Source organism: Streptococcus sp. (genome assembly GCF_041802885.1).
In the GTDB taxonomy this organism is placed as follows: Bacteria; Bacillota; Bacilli; order Lactobacillales; family Streptococcaceae; genus Streptococcus.
Genome location: NZ_JBHCHN010000036.1, coordinates 1 through 15,711, shown reverse-complemented (window position 1 = coordinate 15,711; position 15,711 = coordinate 1). Strand labels below are relative to the sequence as shown.

Annotated in this window: 16 protein-coding genes and 2 pseudogenes; 3 read left to right on the top strand and 15 right to left on the bottom strand. The window is 44.9% G+C overall.

The window, feature by feature from the left end:
* Positions 1–25: 25 nt before the first annotated feature.
* The 4 genes and pseudogenes from nrdI to aspS form a co-directional block, all read right to left on the bottom strand.
* Positions 26–484, bottom strand: coding sequence for a class Ib ribonucleoside-diphosphate reductase assembly flavoprotein NrdI (gene nrdI / locus ACEYCN_RS04985; protein WP_373713195.1), 459 nt, complete (start codon positions 482–484; stop codon positions 26–28).
* An 8-nt stretch (positions 485–492) separates the two neighbouring features.
* Positions 493–1,371 carry a YitT family protein gene (locus ACEYCN_RS04980; RefSeq protein ID WP_373713194.1) on the bottom strand — a complete coding sequence of 293 codons (879 nt, stop codon included), beginning with the start codon at positions 1,369–1,371 and terminating at the stop codon, positions 493–495.
* Between the two features lie 23 nt (positions 1,372–1,394).
* The gene (locus ACEYCN_RS04975) at positions 1,395–2,336 is read right to left on the bottom strand and encodes a YitT family protein (protein ID WP_373713193.1); all 942 of its coding nucleotides are present in this window, start codon (positions 2,334–2,336) and stop codon (positions 1,395–1,397) included.
* Positions 2,329–4,077 (bottom strand): annotated as a pseudogene (gene aspS, locus ACEYCN_RS04970) (aspartate--tRNA ligase). The gene ACEYCN_RS04975 and the pseudogene aspS overlap by 8 nt, the downstream one beginning before the upstream one ends.
* A gap of 295 nt (positions 4,078–4,372) precedes the next feature.
* Here aspS and ACEYCN_RS04965 point away from each other — a divergent pair.
* A complete protein-coding gene (locus ACEYCN_RS04965) occupies positions 4,373–4,780 on the top strand; it encodes a helix-turn-helix domain-containing protein (RefSeq protein ID WP_373713217.1) in 408 nt (135 codons plus the stop codon).
* Between the two features lie 12 nt (positions 4,781–4,792).
* Entirely contained in the window at positions 4,793–5,119 is a 327-nt protein-coding gene (locus ACEYCN_RS04960) for a hypothetical protein (protein WP_373713192.1), read from the top strand.
* A gap of 225 nt (positions 5,120–5,344) precedes the next feature.
* On the opposite strand, the gene ACEYCN_RS04955 is transcribed toward ACEYCN_RS04960, so the two are convergent.
* From ACEYCN_RS04955 to ACEYCN_RS04905, 11 genes and pseudogenes are all read right to left on the bottom strand, one after another.
* A complete protein-coding gene (locus ACEYCN_RS04955) occupies positions 5,345–5,707 on the bottom strand; it encodes a hypothetical protein (protein ID WP_373713191.1) in 363 nt (120 codons plus the stop codon).
* Positions 5,704–6,618 carry an aldo/keto reductase family oxidoreductase gene (locus tag ACEYCN_RS04950; RefSeq protein WP_373713190.1) on the bottom strand — a complete coding sequence of 305 codons (915 nt, stop codon included), beginning with the start codon at positions 6,616–6,618 and terminating at the stop codon, positions 5,704–5,706. Before ACEYCN_RS04950 ends, ACEYCN_RS04955 begins: the two co-directional genes overlap by 4 nt.
* A 134-nt stretch (positions 6,619–6,752) precedes the next feature.
* On the bottom strand, positions 6,753–8,450 hold the full coding sequence (locus tag ACEYCN_RS04945; protein ID WP_373713189.1) for a sensor histidine kinase: 1,698 nt from the start codon (positions 8,448–8,450) through the stop codon (positions 6,753–6,755).
* Positions 8,447–9,184: a response regulator gene (locus ACEYCN_RS04940; RefSeq protein WP_373713188.1), complete on the bottom strand. Its 738-nt coding sequence runs from the start codon at positions 9,182–9,184 to the stop codon at positions 8,447–8,449. The genes ACEYCN_RS04945 and ACEYCN_RS04940 overlap by 4 nt, the downstream gene beginning before the upstream one ends.
* 47 nt (positions 9,185–9,231) lie before the next feature.
* Positions 9,232–10,161 (bottom strand): annotated as a pseudogene (gene msrB / locus ACEYCN_RS04935) (peptide-methionine (R)-S-oxide reductase MsrB); the annotation flags it as partial.
* Positions 10,162–10,349: 188 nt separating this feature from the next.
* Positions 10,350–10,982 (bottom strand): TlpA family protein disulfide reductase, encoded by a 633-nt coding sequence (locus ACEYCN_RS04930; protein ID WP_373713187.1) that lies wholly within the window; start codon positions 10,980–10,982, stop codon positions 10,350–10,352.
* A gap of 21 nt (positions 10,983–11,003) precedes the next feature.
* Complete coding sequence (locus tag ACEYCN_RS04925) at positions 11,004–11,237, bottom strand: hypothetical protein (RefSeq protein ID WP_373713186.1); 234 nt, start codon at positions 11,235–11,237, stop codon at positions 11,004–11,006.
* Positions 11,238–11,261: 24 nt separating this feature from the next.
* Complete coding sequence (gene ccdA2 / locus ACEYCN_RS04920; protein WP_373713185.1) at positions 11,262–11,987, bottom strand: thiol-disulfide oxidoreductase-associated membrane protein CcdA2; 726 nt, start codon at positions 11,985–11,987, stop codon at positions 11,262–11,264.
* Positions 11,988–12,170: 183 nt separating this feature from the next.
* A complete protein-coding gene (locus tag ACEYCN_RS04915; protein ID WP_373713184.1) occupies positions 12,171–12,965 on the bottom strand; it encodes a formate/nitrite transporter family protein in 795 nt (264 codons plus the stop codon).
* An 85-nt stretch (positions 12,966–13,050) separates the two neighbouring features.
* Complete coding sequence (locus ACEYCN_RS04910) at positions 13,051–14,286, bottom strand: NAD(P)H-dependent oxidoreductase (RefSeq protein WP_373713183.1); 1,236 nt, start codon at positions 14,284–14,286, stop codon at positions 13,051–13,053.
* Between the two features lie 13 nt (positions 14,287–14,299).
* Positions 14,300–14,905: an NADPH-dependent FMN reductase gene (locus ACEYCN_RS04905; RefSeq protein WP_373713182.1), complete on the bottom strand. Its 606-nt coding sequence runs from the start codon at positions 14,903–14,905 to the stop codon at positions 14,300–14,302.
* Between the two features lie 156 nt (positions 14,906–15,061).
* On the opposite strand from ACEYCN_RS04905, the gene ACEYCN_RS04900 reads away from it, so the two are divergent.
* Positions 15,062–15,421, top strand: coding sequence for a YbaN family protein (locus tag ACEYCN_RS04900; protein ID WP_373713181.1), 360 nt, complete (start codon positions 15,062–15,064; stop codon positions 15,419–15,421).
* Positions 15,422–15,711: the final 290 nt, after the last annotated feature.

The window sequence follows — 15,711 nt, the reverse complement described above, 5'->3', positions numbered from 1 at the left end:
AAAAAACCACTCAAGTGAGTGGTTTTTACGTTTTTTCTACTAATGCCAAAATTTTCTGGCCGACCCGTTCTAAGTCATTATTGAGGCCCCGGAGTTCGACTTCATCTAGGACTGGGAAACCAAAGCGTTGGGAATACTGCTTGGCCGTTAGGCAGTACTGGTGATTGAAATTACGATTACCAAAGCCAACCACTCCCAAGCAGCGTTTATCATTCTCTCCGTGGGCGATGAAATCTCCTAAGGGATTGGTCAAGATTTCCGTATCCCCATTGTCCACGCCATTGCCACCTTCCAAATAGGTTGGCAAAAAGACTACGCAAAGAGCATCCAGATCAAAAAAGGGAATGTCCTGCTTGACCAAGTCCTTGACGTGGATTTCTTCTACCTCAAGATCAGACTGAAACTGGAGGTAGCTAATCAAGCGACGGACAAAGCTCTGGGTATTGCCACTGAGGCTGATATAAACCAAATAAATCTTTTTCATGCTGACTCCTATCTAATCCGCTTACGGTACTTGCTTCTAGAGGCGATAAATTCTGGACTCTGGACCTCATCGATATTGAAAATGGACACAAAGGCCAGCTGATCAATCTCATGAATCAAGCTCTTGGCTTCGCGGGTATCTTGGGGACTGAGGGCCACATACATGACCTTCTTTTCCTTGCCAGAATAGGCTCCTTCGCCCTTGAGATAGGTCACCCCGCGACCCAACTGCTCCATGATCTGCCTGGAAATTTCCTCTGCCTGATCGGAGATAATCATCATACCCCGCACAGAATAACCACCATTTTGGACCATATTGACCACCTGACTGTAAATGAAGCTTGCAATCAGGGCGTACATCATTTTGGGAATAGAGATGTAGGTCAAGGAGAGGAGCATGACAAATATATCAAAGCCTAGCAGGGCCTGGTTGAGCTGGATGCCAAATTTCTTCTCGATGACACGGGCAATGATATCCGAACCACCGATGGTTCCACCATAACGAAATACAAGCCCCGAGCCCAAACCACCGATACTGCCAGCAATCAGAGATACCACTAGGTAGTCTTGATTCAGATCCACAAAGAAGGGAATCTGCTGAAAAATCCAGACATAGAGATAGAGTGAGGCAATTCCATAAACAGTGTAGACCATGGCTCTTTTCCCAAAGAGATAGGCCCCCAACAGAATGAGCGGGAAGTTGATCAGGTAACCCGAATAGGTTGGATTGATGCCAAAAAGGTTGTGAAGAACCAGGGTCAAGCCCGCAATCCCGCTGGCCGCCACCTGATTGGCCATATAAAAATAAACAAAACCAAAGGCATAGATGGCCGCACCCAGTCCAATTAGGAGAAAATTTTTCAGACGTAAATTGTAATCATGAGACATTGTATGCCACCTCTACATTTAAATTAATCCATATCCACAAAACGTCCCATGACATGGACATCTTCTGCAATCGACACAAAGGCTGACGGGTCTGCCTTAGCCATAAAGTGCTTAAAATCACTGTATTCTTCCCGAGTTATAATGGCCAACAAAACTGCCTTTTTCTCGTGCTGATAAGTCCCTTCGGCATCATTGATACAGGTCACACCCCGATGGAGTTTCTTGTGAATCATCTGAATGACCCGCTCTGGTCGGCTGGTCACAATCAAGGCCTGCATCTTCTTCTGTCGGGTAAAGAGGGCATCTGTCACCCGACTGGAGACAAAGATGGTCACCATCGAATAGAGGGCGTATTGCCAGCCAAAGAGAAGTCCTGCAAAGAGCATGATAATCCCGTTGACCAGCAGGGAAATACTGCCCACACTCCGTCCTGTCATCTTGCGAATGGTCAGGCTGATAACATCGGTTCCGCCGCTGGAAATCCTGGACTTGAGCCCATAGCCGATGCCCGTTCCCATGACCAGGCCCCCAAAAATAGCATTGATGAGGGGATCAGTGGTCAGCGTCACCTGGGGAATCAACTGGATAAAGAGGGAACTCATGGTCACGGTGATAAAGGTAAAAACGGTAAATTTGTGACCAATCTTGTACCAGGCCAAGATTAGGAGGGGCAGATTGATGGCATAAAAAGCTACCGCAACGGGAATGGTAAAGCCCAGATAACGTCCGCTAATAGCCGAAACAACCTGAGAAAGACCGGTCACTCCGCTGGAGTAGACATGGCCCGGTTCAAAGAAAAAATTGACAGCAATGGCTGACATGAGGCCATAAAAGAGAGAAGCCGAAAACTTCTCTGCATATTTTTCTTTGGAAATACCCTTGAGGGTTCGAAAAAGTCCCACCTTTTTAGCCCAGCGATTGATAGTAAATTTTAAGCGTTTGATAAAGGGTGCTTGTTTAGTCATGACTTTCTACTGTTAATGACAGCTCTTCCAGCTGTTTTTGAGCGACTTGGCTCGGAGCCTGGGTCATTGGATCGGATGCCTTATTGTTTTTAGGGAAGGCAATAACTTCACGAATGTTGTCTTTTCCAGCCAAAATCATGACCAGACGGTCCAGGCCGATGGCCAAACCACCATGCGGAGGAAAGCCATAGTCCATAGCCTCCAAAAGGAAGCCAAACTGGTCTTGAGCCTCCTCAGAGGAGAAGCCAAGGGCTGCAAACATGCGTTCCTGCATCTCTCTTTGGTTGATCCGCAGGCTGCCGCCACCCAATTCATAGCCATTGAGGACGATGTCATAGGCCACGGCACGAACCTTGGACAAGTCTCCCTCCAACTCATGGGCGGACTCTTCTGTTGGCAGGGTGAAAGGATGGTGGGCAGACATGTAGCGGCCCTCTTCTTCAGACCATTCAAACATAGGCCAGTCCACAATCCAAAGGAAGTTAAACTGAGTTTGGTCAATCATGTCCAATTCTTTGGCAATACGGACCCGGAGGGCACCAAGAGTGTTGTTGGCAACCTCAAGGTTGTCTGCAACAAAGAGGACCAGGTCATTGTTGTCAAGCTGTAAACTTGCTGTCAAGTCTGATTCGATGGCTGTCAAGAACTTAGCGACTGGTCCGGCAATGGCACCATCTGTCATCTTGACCCAGGCCAAGCCCTTGGCACCATGCTGTTTGGCCACTTCTGTCAACTTGTCAATGTCCTTGCGAGAATACTTGTCTGCCTGGTTCTTGACTACAATAGCCTTGACAACTGGGGCTTCCGAAAAGACCTTAAAATCAACACCCTTTACAAGAGCTGTCAAGTCCTGTAAAAGCATCTCAAAGCGGGTATCTGGCTTGTCGGAACCATAGATGTTCATAGCATGGTCATAGGTCATACGGGGCAGGGGCAGGCTTACATCCAGTCCCTTGGTATCTTTCATGACCTTGGCAACCATGCCCTCGACAATGTCCTGAATTTCCTTCTCATCGAGGAAGGAGGTTTCCAAATCCACCTGGGTAAACTCAGGCTGGCGATCCCCCCGCAAGTCCTCATCGCGGAAACATTTGACGATTTGATAATAACGGTCAAATCCTGCATTCATCAGAAGCTGCTTGGTAATCTGCGGACTTTGAGGCAGGGCATAAAAATGACCTTGACTAACACGGCTTGGCACCAGATAATCACGGGCCCCCTCTGGAGTTGACTTGGTCAGCATGGGCGTTTCCACATCAATAAATTCCAGCTCATCCAGGTAATTCCGAATCGAATGGGTCACCTTGGCCCGCAATTTGAAGTTTTCCAGCATTTCTGGACGGCGCAGATCCAAGTAACGGTAACGCAGGCGGGTATCATCTGCCGCTTCTAAGCCATCCTTGATTTCAAATGGGGTGGTCTTGGCTGTGTTGAGGATGGTCAATTCTTGAAGCTTGAGCTACACAGCACCAGTTGGCAACTTATCATTGGCCTGTTCACGCGAAGGCACCAGACCTGTCACCTCAATGACAAACTCACTGCGGAGGCTCTCCGCCTTGGCCATCACCTCAGCTGATACTTCCTCAGGATTGATGACCAGTTGCATCACTCCCTCGCGGTCCCGAAGGTCAATAAAAATCAAGCCTCCCAAATCACGGCGGCGGCCCACCCATCCCTTGAGGGTCAGTTGATTTCCAATGTGCTCACTACGAACACGGCCAGCATAAATCGAACGTTTCATAAATACTCTTTCAAGCCTTCAAAAGTCTGACACAACTTTTTAGAGGGCTCCCATTCCTTTCGCATCATAAGTTTTTTCATTCCCTCCTATTATAGCAGAAAGCCCCCAAAAACCCCACCCATTGAGAGGAGTTTTTTTCTTTCTTTTGGCCAAATGTCAATTTTCTGCCCCAAAGCTTCTCTTGTCAAAAAATTTTGACAAAAAAATCAGGCCAAGTACAAGAATTTTGATAGACAAGTACCCCTAAATTTTTTAGAATAAGAGTAAGAAAAGAGGGAAAACCATGACAGATTCTATCAATATCGGACAAAAATTACAGGCAGCCAGAAAAGCACAGAACCTCACTCAGGAGCACATAGCAGACAAATTGATGGTCTCCAGACAGACCATTTCTAACTGGGAAAATAATAAATCCTATCCAGATATTCTGAGTTTGATTCAGCTTAGTGACTTTTACGAAGTGAGTCTGGACAGCCTAGTGAAAGGAGATGATGCTATGATCAAGCATTTAGCAAATAGTACAGATGTAGTGGCCAGCAACCATAAGTTGATTTTAGCTGTAGCCTGCAATGTCGTTTTACTGGCCATTTTCCTCATTTATAATGCCTGGATTATCGGAAATCGTTACTTGATTTTGGCTTGTGTTCTAGCCTGGATCATCAGTAGCGGTTTCCTCTTCTATCAAATTATCAACCGGATTTAGGAGGTGATTGACATGTTACTCTTTCTGATTGCAGGAATCTCCCTGGCCATCTTGGCAGGAATCTATCTGAACGTCCAAGTTTATCAAATGGTCAAAATTGATGCCTTCTACCGCGGTATGAACCACCCGAAACTTTGGGCCTTCTTTGCCGGTGCTGGCCAAAGAGGAGATGGGCTCATTCTCTACCTGCTCAAACGCAGAAACTACCCGCGCAACAAGCTATCTGATGAAGACTTTCTGACTTTCCAGACCTGCAAACGCCGGGCCCTAGTTGCTCTTCTCTTCCAGTTGGTGGGCCTTACTATGGCCGTCACTGCCCTTGTCTTGTATCATCAGTAAAATAGAGGTTGGAGTTAAGTCCAACCTCTATTCTCATGATTTGCAATAATATCTCGACGCAGCAAGTGAGTGGATTTTAACAGTTCAGGGGAGTGAAAAGGTCTATCCCCAGCCCCTTTCAACTAGCCACCTTGAAATTGTAAAGTGATTACAATGTGCCCGAGCCTAGGTATGAAGATTTGTTGACGAGCCAAACTTAGAATGTTTGGGTTTCTTGCCTACTCCCTATTTGTCCACTTTTTCAAAAGCAATTGGAACGGTTGTTCCCAAGACTCCATCCGGTGCAATTTGGCGATACTTGATTTCTGTCTGACTAATCTGCTGAATCTCATAAATCATGCCTTTCTCATCTGTCAGAGTGTAAAGGTTGTCCTCAACAGACAAGCTGGCATCTTGGGCAATGACGGTATCGCCATCCTTGATTAGCCATCGGCCATCTTCCTCATCAACGGTAAAGGTTATCTCCCATTCTGCACCATACCAATCCCCCTCAAGCCAGTCTGTTCCTATTTCTGTTTTCTGTTGGCATGCCGCCAACAAGAAAATGGTCAAGGCACTTGTTAATAACACAAACATCTTTTTCATCATGGCAGTACATTTCCTGCGCTTCTGTAGATATGGTACCATTGCTCCCGTGTCAGCTGAACATCAAAGGCCTGGGCAATCTTGGTCAGGCGTTCTGGATTCATGGAACCGACAATGGTCTGAATCTGGGCCGGATGCCGCAAAATCCAGGCCACCACAATAGCTTCTGCCGCAACTCCATAATCATCCGCATAGTGTTGAATGGTGCGATTTAGCTCCTCATAAGCCGGATGGTTGGCAAAAATCCCTTCCTGCAGGCTAATCAGAAATGGAGACCAGGCCTGAGGCGTCACCCTTTTCAACTGGCAATATTCTAAGATGCCGCCATCTCGCATGGTAGCTGCATCATCCTTCATATTGACATGAAAACCAGTATCAATCATGGGGGTGTGGGCTGGAGAAAGCTGCAGCTGATTAACCACCAGAGGCTCATCCAGATAAGACTGCAAAAGTTCCATCTGGTAACGGTTTTGGTTGCTAACACCAAAATGACGCACCTTACCAGATTCTCTCAAAATTCGAAAGGCTTCCGCCACCTCCTCAGCTTCCATCAAGGCATCTGGACGGTGGAGGGCCAAAAGGTCCAGATAATCGCTTTGCAGGCGAGACAGGATGCCATCCACAGAATCTAGGATATGCTCTTTTGAAAAATCAAAGAAGCCTTTCCGAATACCACACTTGGACTGGATGACCAGCTTTTCCCGATCGAGGCCCAACTCTTTCATTGCCTGAGCAAAGCGGACTTCCGACTGACCACCGCCATAAATATCGGCATGATCAAAAAAATGGATGCCATTTTCCAAGCAGGTCTGTAAGATACGGGTCGCATCTGATGGTTCCAAGGCCGCCATCCGCATGCATCCAAGGCCAATACGCGACACCTCTAAACCTGTACTTCCGAGAATTTGTTTCATGGTCACTCCTCCTTTTATCTTTCCTTAGTATAACACAAAAGCAACCGTTTCCCAACAGTTGCTTTCATCTCTTTTCTATCGACCGGATTGGAGGAGCCTAGCTAGCATATCCTTTCCAACAATCGGATTCCTCATTAAGGATTGAGGGGTAAATAGAGTCTGATTTCTGTAAACTGATCAGGCTGACTCTCCCATTCCATATGATAAGCCTCACCGAACTGGAGCTTCAATCGTTTATCTACATTAGATAGGCCAATACCGCCTTGACGGACTAGCTTATCTCTCGCTTGTTCCTTCATGATAGAATCAAAACCTTGACCATTGTCATAAACGCTGATGACTAATTGATTGTCATCTTCGTAAACTCGTAGTCGAATTTCCCCTGGACGACTCACTTCCTTGATGCCATGGTAGATGGCATTTTCAACTAAGGGCTGCAAAATCAATTTGGGCAGCAGATAGTCATCATAACTTGCTAACTCCTCGATACGATAGTTCAACTTATCACCATACCGTTGTTGTTGAATGAACAGATATTGGCGCACATGCTCAATTTCTGATTTTAGCTGGATTTGCTCGTTACCATTATTGAGAGCCAGACGAAAATAGGTCGCTAAAGATTTTGTCACTTCTACAACTCGCTTACTCTCGTTAAATTCTGCCATCCAGACAATGGTGTCCAACGTATTGTATAGGAAGTGCGGATTAATTTGGCTTGCTAAAGCCTGCAACTCATACTGGCGAATGGCTTGTTCATTCTCCTGTACAGAGTAAACCAAGTGATCAATTTGATCCAGCATCAGGTTAAAGTGATGGGCCAGGTCCACCAATTCAACAGATCCTTTTTCTTGAACCCTCAGATGAGTCTCTCCCTGTCCAATCCGAAGGATGATGTTTTGCAAATCCCGTAAGGGTTGCATCCAATAACGAAGGAGGAGGGCAAGGCCGCCAGCTGAGAGGAGAAAGGCCAGAATAGCAATGGCCGACATCGAACGAATGATATTCTGGCGAATGCTCTCTAATTCATCCAGTGAAGCCACCCCGATAATGGTCCATTCACTATGGTTAATGCTGGCTTGTGATACAAAAATTTTCCCCGTCACATAGCCTTGTTCTACTGCTATGTAGGGCTTCATGCTTTCCATATCCGCTTTTGAGGAATAAACTGTTTTCCGGGGATGGTAGACAAATTCATGCTCCTGGTTGATGATAAAGGTGAAACCATTCTTACCCAGATTTAGTTGGTTTAAATAATCAGCCATGGTCCCATAGTCAATATCCAAACGCAAGACTCCTAAGTTTTGTCCCTGTTCATCAACGATTTCTTGCGTAACGGAGATTACCCATTTATCTTGATTGGTCGTATTTTTCCGAGCAGGTGTCAACACAGGCATCCCTTTTTGAGCGATAGCAGCCATGTACCAAGCTTCCTGCATCATATCACTGGAGGTCTGCATGGTCATGCTTTGATCCGTGGATACAATTTCCCCAGTCTTGGTTACCAGTGTAGCAGAAATCAAATCAGAGTTGGTATTTAGCAAGGTTTCCATTAAAGATTTAAGGTTAGCAACCTGACGATCACTAGGAGACTTGGCATAGGTTAAAAGAATGCTATTTTGGGCCAAGCTAGAGCTGACCTGCTCCAATTTCTCAACATAGGATGACACAAATTGGGCACTTTGTTGGATGGTTTCGCTGGTTTTTTTCTCTGTCAAATTCTTGATGGTGGTTGCACTAATCTGATAGTAGGCAAATCCAACCAGGGCCAAAAGAATGACAATGCCTGGGAAAATATAGGTCAGCAGTCGAACAAATAAGGTTTGTTTTTTCACTGATTCCCCTCCCCTTTGCGAAATTGTCTAGGTGTTTGCCCAACCAAGTGTTTGAAGCGTTGGGAAAAATAATTGATATCCTCAAAGCCACAACGCTCCGCAATTTCATAGATTTTCAAATCCGTCGTCAGCAACAACAATTTCGCTTGTTTAATCCGCACCTGCACCAGATAATCCTGAAAAGGAATACCTAGCTCTTTCTTAACCAGTAGGCTGAGGTGATTGGGGCTAAAGCCCAGTTCCTGGGCCAAACTTTTCAAACTAAACTCTGAGTCATCTAAGTGGGCCTCTATTCGCTTGCCGAGCTCTGATGCTTGACTTTCTTGTACCAATTCCTTCAGATGACGAGATTTATGCTCCAAAGAAAGTTTTTTGACTACCTTGGCTATCATTTCTTCCACATCCTCCTTGGAAAAGGGTTTGAGCAAATAATCATCTGCACCTAATTTCAAGGCAGACAAGGCATAGTCGAATTCATCATAGCCCGTTAAAAAAACAATATGGGTATCCGGATAGGCTTCCTTAACCAGACCAGCCAGCTGGATGCCGTTCATCTGGGGCATATTGATGTCGGTCAGCAAGATATCTGGCTGTTCTTTCTGGATCATTTGCCAGGCGATTAACCCATTTTCTGCTTCATTGATTGGACCAACCTGATACCTCTTAAAATCCACTAAAGAACGAATACCTTGGCGCACAAGATATTCGTCCTCGACTATTAAAATTGAAAACATAGGACGTTCCTCTACTCTGTTACCCTTATTATAACAGAGTTTTCGGTTTAGACATAGGGCAACAAGTAACCATAGCCCATTTCTTCCATTTGGGTTTTCGGGATAAACTTGATCGCTAGACTGTTGATACAGTAGCGCAGCCCTCCCTTATCCTTAGGACCGTCAGTAAAGACATGGCCTAGATGAGAATCACCAACTCTACTGCGAACTTCAACACGTTCCATATTGAAGCTAGTGTCTTTTTTGTAAACGGCCACATCTGGACTGATGGGCTTGGTAAAGCTTGGCCAACCGCAGCCAGATTCAAATTTGTCCTTTGATGAAAAGAGCGGCTCACCGGTTACCACATCCACATAGATGCCTTCTTCAAATTGATCCCAGTAACGATTTGAAAAAGCCCGTTCGGTGTCGTTTTTCTGAGTGACCGCATATTCTTCTGCAGTCAACTGTTTCTTGATTTCTTCCTGACTAGGCTTTGGATAACGACTGGCATCAATCACAGGATAGCTGGCTTCATTGACATTGATGTGGCAATAACCATTGGGATGTTTCTGGAGATAGTCTTGATGCTCCTCTTCTGCCAGAACATAGTGCTTCAATTCCTCTTTTTCAACCACCAACGGTTTCTCATACTTTTTAGCTACTTGGTCAAAGACCTGATTGATCGTTGCTAGATCGGATTTGTCCGTATAATAAACACCGGTACGGTACTGGCTGCCGATGTCATTTCCCTGCTTATTCTTACTGGTCGGATCAATGATTCTAAAGTAATGAAGAAGAAGCTCTTTCAAGGATACCTGACTGTTATCGTATACGATATGAACTGTTTCAGCATGACCAGTTTGACCAATAAGTTGATAGTTAGTGGTATCGCCCTTTCCATTGGCATAGCCTGATGTGACATCCTCTACCCCTTTGACACGAGAGAAATATTCTTCCACACCCCAAAAGCAACCACCAGCCAAATAAATTTCTTTACGGTTTTCTGCTGACATCGGTTTCACCTCCTTCTGATTAGAAACTGCCTCCCATTTCACCTGATCTTTCAACTGTGCTGGATCTTGTTCGCCCATTCTATTGCGAACCAAAACAAATACACCTAGAATCATTATAAAGAGAACCATAAAACCAATCAGATACTTCTTATTCATTCCTTTGCTTCTTTCTACTTAATATTCTGCAGGTTTGTTTTAATATCTTCCTTGGACATAAAACCAACATGTGTTTTGACGAGGACCCCGTCACTGCCAATGAAGGCTGACGTTGGATAGGAGCGCACTCCGTATGCTTTTAAGAGATTGCCACTTGCATCAAGCGCAACTGGTAAGTGTTTGTAGTCGAGACCGGCATACCAAGATTTGAAATCTGCTTCTGATTTTTCGCCATTTTGGTTTGGAGATACGACAGACAAGACCTGCACATCCTCTCCAACTTCTGATGCCAGCTGATCTGCATCTCCTAAAGTAGAAAGACAGATAGAGCACCAGGAAGCCCAGAATTTTAGATAGACTTTTTTGCCCTTTAAATCAGATAACCGGTATGTCTTACCATCCAATCCTTGCAGGGTAAAATCGGGTGCCATTTCCCCTTGATTCATCTTTTGGGTCTCCATTTTTTGTTCATTCATCATCTTGCTAGTTTCCGCAACGGTTGTGGCAGAGGACTTGTCCATCTTTTGTTCTGTCGTGGTTGTCTTTGCTTCTGACATTTTGTCTTTATCTGCAGATGCAGTCGAACAAGCCGCCAACAGGCTCAAGCTGGTTAGGGCCGCCATGGTTAAAGCAGTTGCTTTTTTCATTGGAGGATTCTCCTTCGCTGTTTATTTTTTACCATCCATCATTTTTTCTTCTATGGTAGAACTCTTATCCATAGACTTTGTATCATCCATCTTCTGATCCTTATCCATGGATTTTTTATCATCCATTTTTTGATCGTCCATCATGGATGTGGTGTCCTCCATCTTCTGGTCCTTATTTGTAGAAGTGGTCGAACAAGCTGCCAACAGGCTCAAACCAGTCAAGGCTGTCATCATTAAAAGTGCTGTTTTTTTCATTGTGTTACTCCTTTATTATCTATTCTATAAGTGAAATATATTTTCAAAAAATGCTGTAATCGCATTGACATGATTGGTTAACACCAATATTCCCATGAAGATGATGAGAACACCACCAATTTTCTTCATAAGAGGAATATAGGGTTTGATTTTGTTAAAGCTGTGCATGACCACCGAAGAAGTCAGAGCTAATAACAAGAAGGGAAGGGCTAGACCAAGTGTGTAAAATATCATATAAACACCACCTGCCAAGGCACCATCACCGCCCGAAGCTGCCAGACCAAGGACTGAACTAAGCACTGGCCCGACACAAGGCGTCCAGCCAAATGAGAAGGTTAAGCCTAGCAAATAAGCATTGAAGAGGGCACCACGTCCTTTCTTTTCTTTGTAGCTAAAACTTTTCTGCATTTGCAGCTTGGAAATGTTGATAATCTCCATCTGATGAATTCCGAGCAGGATAATGAGCGACCCCATCACATATCGGAAGCCATCAGTATAAAGAACTTTTCCAAGAAAGCCAGCTCCATATCCAAGGGTAATGAACACTGTTGAGAGACCTGCTATAAAAGCTAGAGTCTTAACCAGCCCATACCAGTTTATCTTTCTGCCAAACAAGGTACCTGTATGCTTCTCGTCCTGCCCCAACAATATGCCCAAATAGACAGGCAGCAAGGGAAAAATGCAGGGTGAGAAAAAAGATAAAAGACCTGCTACAAACACCGTCAGCAAAAATACCAGTGAAATGGCCATATTAACCTCCTTTCTATATTTTGTAATCCTAGTATAGCTCCCACTCACCTAAAAATACATAGAACCTCATCTTGAAAAACATGAAATTGATACGAATATGGGATTTCTCCCTACTGAAGACAAAAAAGCATCGGCTAACTTCAAATGTGAGCCGACGCTTGGTTAATTTATAGAAAAAACAGATTAGCCTTCCACATGCTTGGTCTTGGTCTGATTGAGCCAGGCATAGGCGATACCGATAAAGAGCCCACCACCCAGCCAGTTGGCAAAGAAGACCACTGTCCACTGGCGCAAGATATTCATGAGCGTGAAGGTTTCAACATTTTCCTTGGCATGGTTAAAGGCCAGGAGCATAAAGGCAGCAAAGTTGGCCACCAAGTGTTCGTTGATGAGGAAAACAAACATAAAGATGGCAGAAATGGCTACGAAAATCTTGGCTGATTCTTCCTTGAGCAGCATATAGCCCATGATAGCCATATTCACAAACATATTGGCAGTGATACCTTCGATAAAGTTGCCCCAATCGGACTTGCCCAGCTTGATGGTAGCTGCCGTCACCACAAAACTATCATCCTTGAGATTGAGAAAAGAGAAGGATTGATTGAAGAGGTAGGCCAAAATAACCGCCCCAACCAGGTTGAAGAAGGTACAGTAGAGCAAAATCTTGGTTGCCTTTGCCCAAGATATCTTCTTATAATAGGCACCAGTTGTCAGATAGAGCATGTTGGAAGTCGCCAGCTCCCCATTAAAGACCAAGACATAAATCAAACCGATGGCAAAGATAAAGGTGAAGGTAAAGCGGGCCAGAGCTGGGAACTGACTGGAAATAACATCCGCTCCGATAATCCCCACTGCTGTGGACATGGTCAAATAAGCCCCTGCAAACATGGAGCGCAGAGCATAGCGGCTGAGACTCTCATCAAAGAGGGCTTCCTTTTTGGCACAGGCCGCCGTGACTTTTTCTTCAAATAAGGACATGGTATTCTCCTAGATTTTTTCATTTTAAAAAGAAAGACGGGAGCTGGCTCCCGCCTGGGACATTTTATTTGCTACTCCTTGAGTATTACGATTCAGAAGCACCCGAAGTGGCGTCTGCTGCTGGGGCAGCACCGCCTCCAGCATCTGAGGCACCTGAGGTCGCATCCGCATGGCTAGCCGCCGCAGGAACTGCTGGTCCACTTCCACCAACCAGGCGTTGTCCAGTTGCTTCTAAATACCAGTCCAGCCAATGTTTGAAGTTGAAGATAATTTCATTGATACCTGCATAGGAACCATCTGGATAATACATGGCTTGGTAGTTATGGGTATTGATGATTTCAGGAGGAGTCCCTGGAACGATGGTCCGAACATACTCCTGATTGCCATTGCGCAGGGTGCCGATAACCCACTCTACATTCTTCATCCGAGCAGGAGGCAGGGTGCCGTGAACCGTAGACATCCGGTTTCCGACCTGTTCCAAGACCCGTTTGCCCAACATGGTATTTGGTTCCTGGTGCTTATTGTTGTAATAGAGGAATTGGTTGTTGTCATCTGCATAGGTCAACTCAAAAGGCATAGCATTGAGGAACATATTGAGTTGGTCAACAGTAAGGAGACCATTGTCCAATTTCACATAGGTATTTCCCTCAACGGCATTGACCTGTTTGGCAGCTTTTTCCAACCAGTCTGGATCATCTGGATCGATGCCGTGAATGGTAGTGGCGATTGGTCTACCACAGTCCAAATCTTCTGGTTCAATCGGTCTTGGTTTACGCAATTTTGATACCACCTCCACATACTTGATAAAGTTATCCAGGCAGCTTTCCAGGAATTTGATGGTGCCTTCATTGCTGATGTTGCCATTCAAATCAAAGGCTTCCTTGGCCTTGCCAAGCAGAAACTCATTGCCTGGCAGAGTATAGGCATTGACACCTGGTGCTTCCAAGATTTTGCGCAAATGAACCTGGGCTCTTGATGTCCCTTGGTCATAGTAAGAAGCACCCACAATCATAACAGGCTTGTTTTCCAGCGGATGGAGCTTGAAGGACAACCATTCCAGAGTGCTCTTGAGGGCTGGGGTGATGGTGTGGTTGTGCTCAGGAGTTGCGATAATGACCCCATCTGCACGGGTAATCTTGTTGTTGAGGTAGCGGATGGCAAAGCAGTCAGACTGGTCCTCATCCTGATTGAACATCGGAACATCCTTGATTTCAAGAAGTTCGATTTCACATTTGATTTTAAAGTGGCGCTGCATAAATTGCAGGAGCATACGGTTATAGGATTGGTCCGCATTGGAGCCAACGATTGCAACAAATTTCATAGTATTTCCTCCCTTAGTCTAGGTTTTCCCAATCAAAATTTTCAGCTTCTTTTTTCAAGAGAGCCTTGGCATTGGATAATTTCTCCGTCATCTTGACAAAGAGGCGGAAATCATCAAAGATAGCATCCAATTTTTGGCTGGTTTCCAAGTCATTTAGTTCGCCTGCCGTATTGAAGGCCTGAAGGGAGTGGGAAAGAAGAAACTCATCCGGCAAAACAGTTGCCTTGAGCTCAGGAGCATTGAGGATTTGGCGCAACTGAAGTTGTGCCCGTGAGGAACCTAGAGTTCCGTAAGAAGCTCCTGTAATCATGACAGGTTTGTTAAGCATGGGATAAACGCCATAAGAAACCCAGGCCAAGGCATTCATCAAAACTGCTGGAATAGAATGGTCATACTCTGGTGTCCCAATGATAACACCATCTGCCGCCTCCAGTTTTGCGACCAAAACTTGGACATCCTCTGGCAGAGTGCGGTCTGCGGGCTTGTTAAAGGTTGGTAAATCCTTAATTTCTACCAATTCAATCTCCGCCTTGTCAGCAAAGTGACTTTGCATATACTGCAAGAGTTGGCGGTTGGTTGATTTTGCCGAGTTGGTCCCAACAATTCCAATGAGTTTCATAGCATGCGCTCCTTTTTTGTATTTCACGACACAAAGTACGTACATATTCATGTTACCAGATTCACAAGTTTTTGTCAAGCGCTTTCATGGTGTTTCGTTTCTTATTTTGGGAAAATCTGATACAATGGAACAAGAAGTTTCAAAGGAGGAAAAAAAGTGCATCGACTATTCTTTTTGACAGGGGGCTTTATCAGCCTTACTGTCGGCCTAATTGGCATTATCCTCCCCATCATTCCGACAACCCCCTTCCTCCTCTTATCTGGTTTTTGCTTTGCCAAAAGTTCCACCCGTTTTGAAACCTGGCTTCACAAAACCAAGGTCTATCAATTTTATGTGGCTGATTATGCTGAGACCAAGAGTATTTCTGCCAGCCGCAAGAAAAAAATTATCTGGCAAATCTATCTCCTGATGGGGATTTCCATCTGGCTAGCCCCTCTCATCTGGATTAAAATTGGCCTCTTCCTCCTCACCATCTTCATCACCTATTACCTCTTCAAGGTTATCCCTAATAAATAAAGCAACCATCGGCAGCGATGGTTTTTTGAATTAAAAAAAGTTTGGGACAAAAGAAGTTCCAAACTCATTTTTTGTTTTAGATACTAATGGCGCAGTGGTTGAGTGGGTTTTAACAGTCTGGAGGGCTGTTAAAGATTGGAGATGAAACAAACGGAGTTTGTGTCAAAATACGCTGATAATTCAGCTTTTATAGCCCTATACGATTGATGCGAACCGAGTTCGCCTTATCTCCAACCTCAAACTGTCTCCCAGACAGTTTGAGCTATGCGGAGGTGGGACTAAAACGGTCT